At 61.3% G+C, this 10389-nt stretch carries 10 protein-coding genes and 1 pseudogene; 6 read left to right on the top strand and 5 right to left on the bottom strand.

Annotated elements, in window-relative coordinates; translation table 11 throughout:
- Window positions 1-205: 205 nt before the first annotated feature.
- Both GNZ13_RS05110 and GNZ13_RS05105 read right to left on the bottom strand, forming a co-directional pair.
- Window positions 206-1465, bottom strand: coding sequence for an MFS transporter (locus GNZ13_RS05110; protein WP_172161090.1), 1260 nt, complete (start codon window positions 1463-1465; stop codon window positions 206-208).
- 303 nt (window positions 1466-1768) lie between these two features.
- The gene (locus GNZ13_RS05105) at window positions 1769-2077 is read right to left on the bottom strand and encodes a hypothetical protein (protein WP_172161088.1); all 309 of its coding nucleotides are present in this window, start codon (window positions 2075-2077) and stop codon (window positions 1769-1771) included.
- A gap of 766 nt (window positions 2078-2843) precedes the next feature.
- On the opposite strand from GNZ13_RS05105, the gene GNZ13_RS05100 reads away from it, so the two are divergent.
- Window positions 2844-3170, top strand: coding sequence for an H-NS histone family protein (locus GNZ13_RS05100; protein WP_172161086.1), 327 nt, complete (start codon window positions 2844-2846; stop codon window positions 3168-3170).
- 88 nt (window positions 3171-3258) lie between these two features.
- Here GNZ13_RS05100 and GNZ13_RS05095 read toward each other — a convergent pair whose 3' ends face one another.
- The 3 genes from GNZ13_RS05095 to GNZ13_RS05085 form a co-directional block, all read right to left on the bottom strand.
- Window positions 3259-3783 carry an arsenate reductase/protein-tyrosine-phosphatase family protein gene (locus tag GNZ13_RS05095; protein WP_172161084.1) on the bottom strand — a complete coding sequence of 175 codons (525 nt, stop codon included), beginning with the start codon at window positions 3781-3783 and terminating at the stop codon, window positions 3259-3261.
- Between the two features lie 236 nt (window positions 3784-4019).
- The gene (locus GNZ13_RS05090; protein WP_172161082.1) at window positions 4020-4220 is read right to left on the bottom strand and encodes a hypothetical protein; all 201 of its coding nucleotides are present in this window, start codon (window positions 4218-4220) and stop codon (window positions 4020-4022) included.
- A gap of 299 nt (window positions 4221-4519) precedes the next feature.
- Window positions 4520-5203: a J domain-containing protein gene (locus GNZ13_RS05085; RefSeq protein ID WP_172161080.1), complete on the bottom strand. Its 684-nt coding sequence runs from the start codon at window positions 5201-5203 to the stop codon at window positions 4520-4522.
- A gap of 481 nt (window positions 5204-5684) precedes the next feature.
- Here GNZ13_RS05085 and GNZ13_RS05080 point away from each other — a divergent pair, with 481 nt between their 5' ends.
- The 5 genes and pseudogenes from GNZ13_RS05080 to GNZ13_RS05060 all read left to right on the top strand — a co-directional run.
- A complete protein-coding gene (locus GNZ13_RS05080; protein WP_172161078.1) occupies window positions 5685-6344 on the top strand; it encodes an NADPH-dependent FMN reductase in 660 nt (219 codons plus the stop codon).
- Window positions 6345-6719: 375 nt separating this feature from the next.
- A complete protein-coding gene (locus GNZ13_RS05075) occupies window positions 6720-6935 on the top strand; it encodes a transcriptional regulator (protein WP_172161076.1) in 216 nt (71 codons plus the stop codon).
- Window positions 6936-7128: 193 nt separating this feature from the next.
- Window positions 7129-8583, top strand: a complete 1455-nt coding sequence (gene iaaH / locus GNZ13_RS05070) for an indoleacetamide hydrolase (RefSeq protein ID WP_172161074.1) — start codon at window positions 7129-7131, stop codon at window positions 8581-8583.
- Between the two features lie 91 nt (window positions 8584-8674).
- Window positions 8675-9451, top strand: a complete 777-nt coding sequence (locus tag GNZ13_RS05065) for a CDP-diacylglycerol diphosphatase (protein ID WP_236001815.1) — start codon at window positions 8675-8677, stop codon at window positions 9449-9451.
- Between the two features lie 112 nt (window positions 9452-9563).
- A pseudogene (locus tag GNZ13_RS05060) lies at window positions 9564-10322 on the top strand (fatty acid desaturase); the annotation flags it as partial.
- Window positions 10323-10389: the final 67 nt, after the last annotated feature.

Raw genomic sequence — 10389 nt, 5'->3', positions numbered from 1 at the left:
CCAATCAGCCTTCAAATTGCTTTCATTGCGTGTCGACGACGAAGTGAGTCCGCAAACCGGCGCGAACTCAGTCGGACCTTGAAGTGTTTTGAATTACGCTTCACCTCAACTCCGACGGTCTCCTAGTATCAAGGTAGTCGCCAAGCATTTTTTACAAACCCATGAAAATCAAATGCTTAGCGACCTCTCTCAGGACAGGTTTGGTTTACGAGCGACCATAGTCAGTACACGCCGGACACGCTAGTGCTTTTGCGGCCACCTCCTGCTCGCGCCGCCCAAAGCTCGCGAGCGCCGCAAGTCCCAGCAGCGCCAAACCGCTGCCGAAGAGAAAGTCGGCGGAAATGCCGACATGGTCGACCACAACACCACCAATGAGCGATCCCAGCGCGATGGCAACCTGAATGATGCTAACGAAAAGCGCCGAGCCCGCTTCTGGCGAATCCGGCGTGGCGCGTTGAATCCAGATGCTGAAACAGAGTGGCAGCGCGCCGAACGAAACACCCCACGCGAGTACGAGCGCCGCGACGCCGATCGGCGATTGCTGTAACAGCGGCATCGCCAAGAGCGCGAACATGAGCAGAGAAACCATCGCGCCGACCGACATTTTCAGGTTACGCGTCACCGTCGACGAAACGGCAAAGTTCGAGAAGAACCCAATAATGCCGAAGCCGAGCAGCAGCAACGTAATGGTCGACATCGTGAAATTCGCGTTACGCAGCAGGAACGGCGTGATGTACGTGTACGAGGAGAAATGCGCGCCGAATACGAGCGCCACCATCAGCATGCTTCTACGCGGATGCGGGCGGCGCAGCAGCGCCACCAGATCGCGCAGCCGCAATGCGGCTGTCGACGGCAAGGACGGCACGAAGACGAACTGCGCCACGAGCGCGATTGCGACAAGTACGCCGGTTGCCATAAACGAAGCACGCCACGACGCGAAGCTGGCGATGAATGTGCCGAGCGGCACGCCGATCACCGTCGCACAGGTCACGCCGGTCAGGATCGTCGCCATGGCTTTGGCCGAATCCTTCGGCTGCACGAGGCGCCCCGATGCAGCCGTCGCCAACGTCCAGAATCCGCCCAAAGCCGCACCGAGCAGCGCGCGTCCGAGCAACATGAACAGAAAATCGGGTGCAAAAGCGGAAATCAGATTCGACGGCAGCAGCAAGGCCGTGAGCAGCAGAAATACTCGCCGGCGATCCATTCGTCCGGCCACCAGCATCAAACCGGGCGCCGAAATGGCGGCGATCACACCCGGCACGGTAACCATCAATCCCGCGGTGCCAGGCAGCACGCCGAGATCTGCTGCTATGCGCGGCAGCAGTCCAACGGGTAAAAACTCCGTGGTCACGAATGCAAAAGCACCGATTGCAACGGCCACGACAGCAAGCCACGAGCGCAGAGACGACGAGGCGCTATCGACCGGCGAGGCAGTGCTCGCAGGCAGATTATCTTCCATTAACATAGTATTGTTTGCGAGTAACTAAACAACGGGTGGGATTGGAGCAGTCGCACCGAACTAATCAATTCACGGACAGCAAATCATGAATAAAAAAGCAGGCGGTATTGGCCTGCTTATGATCGCGATTGGAAAAGACAGCGGGTGAAAACCTGAACGGAACACACCTTAACATCGTATTAAATCGCCCGCTGGCCACTCCGTAAAATTGCAGTTGGGCGTGTGGGTATTTCGATCACGGCGCCGTGGCGCGAATGGGTTAGAGGCGGTGTATGCGGCTCCCCCACCGCCTCCCGAACTGCCGGTCTGCTACTGGCCAAAATAGATCCTGCATTGCGGCCCGGAAGCGCACGGCCGTTCCTGTCGGCCTCCCGCTTCCGTCGAGCCTGCGCCCACACCGCCATAGGAGGCGTTCCGCACCGATTGAGCGGCCGGCATGATGGTCCGTCCAGCTTCACCATACGACATGTCGGTGATGTCTTGCGCTGATTCGTTTGCGTTCTGCATTAGCACCCGGCCCGACACAGCTTCGCCCTGCTGGCTGTCAAATGCGCCGGCTGTATTCGGCGCCAGAAAGAGAGCGGCGCTTGCCAACGCCATCAATAAACGTAGTTTCATGTCCAGACTCCTCGAATCCGGCGCAGCAGCTCTCATCCCCTTCAAAAAGAATTGATCCGCGAAAAAACGTCATGTCACCATATCGAACTGACGGACGGGCGAATGCCTATGCGGGACTGCTGCGGCGAGTCACCGAACTAAACGAGTAATTAGTTGCCAGACCTGAGACCGATGTCGGGCGCGCACGTGCGGCTTGCCGGAATCAGTCGCCACCAGGCTGGAAACGCGGAGTGTTGCTCCGCTGTTTCGTTATAGGTCGGCCACTCAGGATTTCAAACCCGGCGGTGCGGGCTGTTAGCGACGCCGGTTGCACCCCGGTCAGGGACATGCGGCAACAAAATCACCCAGGCTGGCGCATGCTTTACCCGAACAGTGCGCTATGATGATGGAATAACGCACAAAATCAGCCCCACGCGAGGCACCGGCGAGAGACGGAACGTGGGCATGAGACCGGCGATTCGCAATCAGTGCATCGTCATCACCGTTTTTTCCATAGCGGCCGTAGGCTTACCCAGCCGTACCTGCCGCGCGGCGGAACGCTTGAATATTCACTGATTGGCGCGGCCAGCCGGATAGGCGGCCTCACCGGGCATATGCAGTAAAACAATTTATGAGGCACCGTTTTTTGACGTTGCCAGTGGGATTTCCTTCGATCAATCACTTTACCGCGGGCGGACCCCATTTACATGGGCTCAATGCTTTCGCGGCTTCCCCTTGCAATCTGCAACTGACAGAACGCCAGACGCTTTAGAAGGACGAATATCTTATGGACGAAAGGAAGCGAGATAGCATGATTGCGTATCTCCGCCATCGCATGGAAGAGTTTGGTATCAAACCAGAAGACCTCGCCGCCGCGCTGGCGGCCGAACCGAAGGGGCAAAAGACCGAGCGCTACCGCAGCGCAACTGGAGATAGCTGGGACGGCCAGGGTGAAATGCCCCAATGGCTTAAACAGGCAATCAGCGCAGGTCAATCAATTGACCACTTCGAATTGTCGGCCACGCCGGCACCCGCCCCGCAGCCGAAAAAACAGGTGGATTGGCTAAACGACCCGTTCGCCGGCAGTCCGCTTGCGCGCCAGAACAACCGCTAAGCCGTCAGCGTGTTAAACCGCTAGCGCAAAGGCATGAACCCGCACTTTCCTGGTGGCAACTGCAGGTTCGACACGGTCGTCGACGCGCTCAAAGCGCCGGAGGATGTTCGTAACATAACGTGCCGCTCACGCAAGCCGGCGCCTCCACGCTCGCGGCAGCCTTCCGCGCTGCCGCGTACTGCGGCAATTCGATGAATGTGCTGACCTGCCGGACGACTTGCCAGAACAGCTTTTCAAACAAGCGGACTCGCTCAGGCTCAGGCATGCCGTCGGCGAGCGGATCGGCAAAGATCCAGCTACACATCGAAGGCGTTCCGGGAAAGAGCGGCGCATGATGCCCGGCGACGCATTCGTCCATGGCGATGACGAGGTCCATCCGCGGCGCCCATTCGCCGGTGAATTCCAGCCAGCTTTTCGGGCTAAGCACGCCGAGGTCCGATATCCCTGGCCGCAATTGCGCGATCGCAATAGGATGAACTCGCGCGGCCGGCTCCGGCCCCGCGCTGAATGCGTCGAACCGGTGTCCAGCCAGTTCGCGCAGCAAAGCTTCGGCGATGATGCTGCGTGCTGAATTCTCGCGACAGAGAAACAGCACCTTATATTTTCTGGTCACGCTCACCCCGTACCCGTGTTTTTTTAGCTCTCAGTGTGATTCTGCCGGCCCAGTCTTGCGCCCTCATGACACTACGATGTCTAAATTTGTTGCGCCACGAGAATTTGTGCCAGGGCGGTCAACCCACGGGCATCGCGCGTTGCATTTGCGGCGAAGTTTAGCTGCACAAATTCGAATCTTTCAGCATGCTGTCAACCGCGCGCCAGCCGGGCGACTTCCGCAGTGACAGCATCTCCTCAGACGGAAGCCTCGCTGTCGCGCCGTTCGGACACGATCCGATTCGCGGCGTCGCTGGCGCCGTCAGACGCCGCCGGTGAAGTTTCGAACAGCATCGCGGCAGGCGGCGCGCTGATCGCCTTGACTCCGTTCGCAATGGCGGGCGTTGCGACATAGGGGATAAACGCCGCTATCGCAACGACAAAAATAAAAGTAACCATGGCCGTCGTGCCTCTCGGAATCCGCAAGTGGAGGTCAAGCGAAGCGGGTCTTTCGCGGGGGAAGCAGAGTCAGCAACAAGGAGATGAGCAGCGAGCACACGTGCAAGCTTGTGCCCGACATGCTGATGCGTTCGCCACCCGCATGCGTGGCAATGAGGAACCGTCGCTCTTCATTTCGGCGCTCGAACGACACATGTCACAGACGTGTTTTAATTTTAGAAGCGGACACCCAAACGCTGAAGGCCGCTCTCTATATCTATTCGGTCTACGTCTCTGGTCTACCGGCCAAAATCATCTATTCAAAAGCGCAAGCCGTTCAGGAACTGAAACCAGAGTCCGCCCAGTACGCCGGCCGGGTGGGCATCGCCTGCACTTTCTTCACGCTTGCCCGCCGAGTTGCCGTGGTTAGCCGGCGCCCCACGATTGGCGGCATCATCGTTCACGGTAGTCGCCTCCGCTTTGGCTGAAACGTCAGGGACGTCCGCCGCTTTCGCAGCCGCCTCGGCCGCAGCCTCCGCCTTCTCCGCCTCGCGCCGTGACGCCTGCAAGGCCGACACGCTGTCGGCGATCTGCGCAGCCCGCCGCGCCTCGCATCGACGTCCTAGCAGCACGCCGAACAGCACGTCGCGATTGTGGCCCTCATCGGCGAAACGCATGGCAAGCGACACCATCTCGGCATAGGCCGCTTCGTCCGCAGCGCGCGCCGCCGCCTCGCGTTCGGCTTGCGCTTTTTGGTGGCGTGCGCGCTGCGCTTCCCAGCCGCGCATCTGCTCGGAATAAACCGCGTCATACACCTTGCGCTGCGCGGCGTCGGAGAGGATTGCGTACGCGTCCTTGATTTCCTGGAAGGTGGCGCGCGCAACTTCTTCCGCGCCGTTGTTGCGATCAGGATGCCATTTCATCGCGGCCTTGCGGTAGGCCCGCTTGATTTCTTCGTCCGTGGCGTGCATGTGCACACCGAGCGTGTCATATAGGGTTGCCATCGCTTGTTCGACCTCGCCGGGAATCGTTTCGCGGACCATCGTAGCATGCGAAAAGCGGTTTTATCGTGAAGCGGCAAGCGCTTACGCCACTGAAAGGCCAGACGAAAAAAAGGCCCCGCCACTGGCGTAGCGAGGCCGAGTCCCATGTGAGATGTCATGGAGGAGACGACTCGATCATAGCGGTGCGTCATCGCACCCCCAAACAATGGTTCGCCATATGCTTATCCAGCGCGGCTTCAACTGCATTGCACAGGGCGGCTTGTAGGGTTCGAGATCAGTTTCGAATCGGCTTCGAAGCATCCGTCAGACAGCCCACTGAGCCGGCGATAACGCCGCACGGTTATATCGTTAGAACAAAAAGTCGCTTCGTCCGGGTGGCGGCGGCAATTAAGATGACACTTCAAAGTCCGGTTCGCCCCGGTTCGTCTCTCGCGCAAACCCGCGCCAGCGTCCCGTGAGCCGCTACCGAAGGAGCATTTCGTTGACCAGTTTCGATCATCAGCGCCGGCCACTCGTCATTGGTATCGGCGGCACGACACGCGCGGCGTCGTCGACCGAGCGCGCGCTCGGCTTTGCGCTGCGTGGCGCGGAAGCCGCGGGCGCGAACACCCGCCTGTTTGGCGGCACCTTCCTGCATAGCCTGCCCCACTTCGCGCCGGAAGACCCTCGACGCACCGACGAACAGCTGGAACTGATCGAAGCCGTGCGCCATGCAGACGCGCTGATCATCGCGACGCCCGGCTATCACGGTGGCGTCTCGGGCCTCGTCAAGAACGCGCTCGACACGCTCGAAGAACTGCGCGCCGATGAGCGGCCGTATCTGGATGGGCGCGCGGTCGGCTGTATCGTCACCGCTTATGGCTGGCAGGCTGCCGGCTCGGTGCTGACGTCGCTGCGCTCGATCGTCCACGCGTTGCGCGGCTGGCCCACGCCGTTCGGTGCCGGGATCAACACGCTGGAAACGCGCTTCGACACCGTCGACACCTGCTCCGACGCCAAAGTTGTCGATCAGCTCGCCACGGTCGGCCAGCAGGCCGCGCAATTCGCCCTGGCGTTCAACGCGCATCGCACGCCGACGGCTGCGCCGCCCGGCCATGCAGTCAAGGAAGCGCAACCCGCCCGCTTGCTGCACGCGGTTTAAGCGCGAACTGTGTGACATCGTGGATCGCGGCTTGCGGTCCGCGAATCTCGTGCGAATCCTGCGCGAATCCTTTTTTACCGGCCGGTTTCCTCGACGCGCCGCATCCGCCCCACTCCAAACCGTGCGCCACACAACAGACCATCCGCCAACAAGGCTGGATAGTGTCTTGACGCTCGGCGACTATGGTCCGCTCCGACCTCCTGAAGACCGTTCCCGAACCTCGCTGATTTGCTTACGACGAAAGATTGGTTCACCCGCTGCGCGGCGCGGCCTACGCTTGATCCCGCCCGCTCACTCACCGGTTGCCTGATGCACAGGGTTGCGTCCCGCGCCGGCTCCTTAGCAACACACTCGGGCACACTCACTGCCACGATCATGAACTCACATATCCGCTACAAAGGCTACGAAGTTGCGCCGGCTGCACAGCGCTTGCCCAACGGCCTGTTCGCCGCCAATCTGACCATCGAGAAAACCACTGCAAACCCGGGTCAGGCCTACTCGTTCGACGCGCTCGATTATTTCTTCGACGAAGAACACGCGCTCGCCTATGCGTTCCGCTGGGGACGCATGTGGATCGACAGCCGGCAATAACGGCGGCAGACGCGTCCGATATCGCCCAAAGAACCCACAGCACGCTCACGCCGGACACGTGCGCAGAACCGGAAAGCGAGGCGTGCCGCCGACCGGCAATATGACAAACGCAGGCCACCTTGTGCCGCTTGGCATCGGTTTCTAAACGGCTGTGCCAGAATAGGTGACACTTCAGTGCAAGGAGACGCCTGCAATGACATGGACCGTCGATGAACAGTTGGCCCTAACCGCAACGGAAGCGGTCGCCGCGATCCAGTCCGGGCGCATCAAAGCCGCCGACTATATAGCCACGCTGCTGGCGCGCGCGGCGTCGCTCTCGAGCCTCAATGCGCTCACCACGCTCGACCTCGACGGCGCGCTGGCCGCCGCGCAGCGCGTCGATGCGTTGCCGCCCGAAGCAAAAGCGCAATTGCCACTCGCCGGTTTGCCCATCGTCGTGAAGGACAACATCAACACGGCCGGCTTGCAGACCTCGGCGGGCACGCCCGCTCTGGAGGGCTTCGTGCCGAAGACGAACGCGCCTTCGGTACAACGGCTTCTCGATGCCGGCGCAATCGTGCTCGGCAAAGCCAACATGCACGAACTCGCGTTCGGCATCACCAGCACGAACTTCGCCACGCACGCCGGGCCGGTGCGCAATCCGTACAACCCCACACTGATCCCCGGTGGCTCGTCGGGCGGCACTGCCGCCGCGATCGCCGCGCGCATCGCGCCCGCGGGTCTCGGCACCGACACCGGCGGCTCGACCCGCATTCCGGCCGCGTTGACGGGTATCGCGGGGTTTCGTCCGTCAGTCGGTAACGGCGGCGCCGAACGGCGCTATCACGACCCGAATGCCGTCGTGCCGATCAGCCATACGCGCGATACGGTGGGACCGATGGCGCGCACGGTCGCCGATATCGCTTTGCTCGACGGCGTGATCACCGGAGCGGGCCCGTTGCCCGCGCTTACGTTGAACGGCTTGCGCATCGGCTTGCCCGCGCCGCTCTGGGAAGGGCTCGAAAGGCAGGTGGAAGACGTCGCGCGCGCCGCCTTGCGCCGGCTCGAAACAGCGGGCGTCATCTTCGTGCCTGTCGCGATGAGCGAACTGGAAACCTTGAACGGCCTGGTGGGCGGTCCGATCGCGATCCATGAGCCGCGCGAGGACGTACTAGCGTGGCTTGTCACCAACGATGCGCCGGTCAAGACCGTGGCCGAAATGGCGGCCCGCATCGCAAGCCCGGACGTGCGCGCGATTTACGACGGCGTGCTCGCCGACGTGCTCGGCGCCCAGTACAACGCAGCACTCCTGCAATGGCGGCCGCGCTTGCAGCAGTACATCGCGGCGACTTTCGCCGATGAGCGTCTCGACGCGCTGCTGTTTCCGACCACGCGCCTCGCCGCGGTGCCGATCGACGACCTGAACGGTTCGTCGACAGTCTCGATCGATGGCGCCCCGCCGATCGATACGATGGACGCGTTCCTGCGCAATACGGACCCGGCCAGCACGTCCGGCATTCCGGGCTTGTCGCTGGCGGCCGGGATGACCGCGAGCGGCCTGCCGGTCGGCCTGGAACTGGATGGACCGCTCGGCGAGGACCGGCGGCTGCTGGCGATCGGCGTCGCATTCGAGCAATTGCTCGGCGTGCTGCCGGCGCCGGTTCTCTGACGGCTTTGAGGATGCCTTCAAAGATGCCGTTGAAAACACCGCTGAAAAAGTGCCGCTTCACATATCGATTCACATACCGATCCGCATGCCGATGAGACTGCCAAAGCCAGCCGGTCTTCGGCAAACTATTCTGCGAACCGTCGCAGCATTGGCGGTCGTCTTCACCGCCACCTCCTGCGCGCGCCTTGCCGCAGTCGACTCGAACGCGCTCTGGAAGATCGTCGATCTGCGCTGCGTGCCGTCGCAACAGGCCACCGGCACGCCCGGCCAGTGCACGGTCGTCGACCTCGACAAACGCTATGTAATCCTGAAGGATATTGTCGGCCGCTCGCAGCATCTGCTGATTCCGACCGACCGTGTCACCGGCATAGAAAGCCCATTCGTACTGGCGCCGCATGCACAGAACTACTGGGACGACGCGTGGGCGTCGCGGCTCTACGTCGAGAAGTCCGTCAAGCGGACCTTGCCCGACAATCAACTCGGCCTCGAGATCAACTCGCAATACCGTCGCACGCAAAACCAGTTGCATATCCACATCGATTGCATGCACGGCGACGTGAGCGACGCACTCGCGCGTCACGCGAAGGACACACCAGGCGAGTGGCATTGGGATACGCTCGGCGGCCAGCGCTACCGGATCATGCGCGTCACTTCGCTCAATCAGGCGAACAATCCGTTTCGCATCGTCGCGCGTGACGACCGGGACAGCCAGGCGATGGCCATGCAAACCATCCTCGTGACCGGTGCGGGGCCATCGGCTGAAAAGGACGGCTGGCTCGTCGTGAATAGCGCCATGGATGTCGACAATGGCAGCGGCACGGCGGAAGGTTTGCTCGATCATGCTTGCCGCGTGGCGGACGGTGGTTGAGCGTTCCCCGCTTTTGCACAAATGCGCAGATGCATTGCTGAACAAAATGGTTCTAGTGCTGCCAATTGGTCAGTAGGATCGGTCTAAACCTGCATTCCGACCAATCCAGCCAATGGCGATTTACCTCGACGACACGCAACGCAAAGCACTCGCCCACCAGGCTGCAAGCTGGACATGGCGCACACAATGGCCGACGTGGCTGCTGATCGTCACGATCTATGGCGGATGGTTCGGCGTAGCGACGCATGCGCGCACGCTCGGCTTGCCACTGACCACCGCGCTGCTGGCGCTGTTTGGCACGTGGTACATGTCCCTGCACCACGAACTGCTGCACGGTCATCCGACGCGCTCGCCGCTCCTCAACGCACTGTTAGAATTCGCGCCGCTCGCGGTGTGGTTTCCGTATGGCGTCTATCGTGATTCGCATCTTCAGCATCACGACGATCCGCATCTGACGCGCCCGGAGCGCGATCCCGAAAGCTATTTCGTGAGCCAGCGTGTGTGGCAACGCGCGGGTCTCGCGATTCGCACGCTACTGACCTTCCGCAATACGTTTGTCGGCCGCCTGCTGGTTGGGCCGGCTTTTGCCATTGCGGCAACGGGCGTGGATGCGCTCGGCAAAATCAAACGCGGCGATTGGCGCGATGTGCCGATGTGGCTCGCGCATCTGGCCGCGCTAGCCGCACTGACGGTGTGGCTTCAACGCGCCTGCTCAATCCCGGCGTGGGTCTTTATCGTCGGCGCGGGTTATGGATCATTGTCGTTGGGGTCGATCCGCTCGTTTCAGGAACATCGCGCGGCACATGCTCACGACTTACATTCCGCACGTCGAGGACACAATTTGGCGCGAATTTCGTCGCTAGTCTGGCGGGCGAAAAGCGCCTTCAGGGACGCCGAGTAGCCCGAGAAGTTGCCGCTGCAAATCAGTGAGAGGAACG

The sequence above is a fragment of the Paraburkholderia elongata genome, from assembly GCF_013177735.1.
Lineage (GTDB): Bacteria > Pseudomonadota > Gammaproteobacteria > Burkholderiales > Burkholderiaceae > Paraburkholderia > Paraburkholderia elongata.
This window is presented reverse-complemented; position numbering and strand designations above follow the sequence as displayed.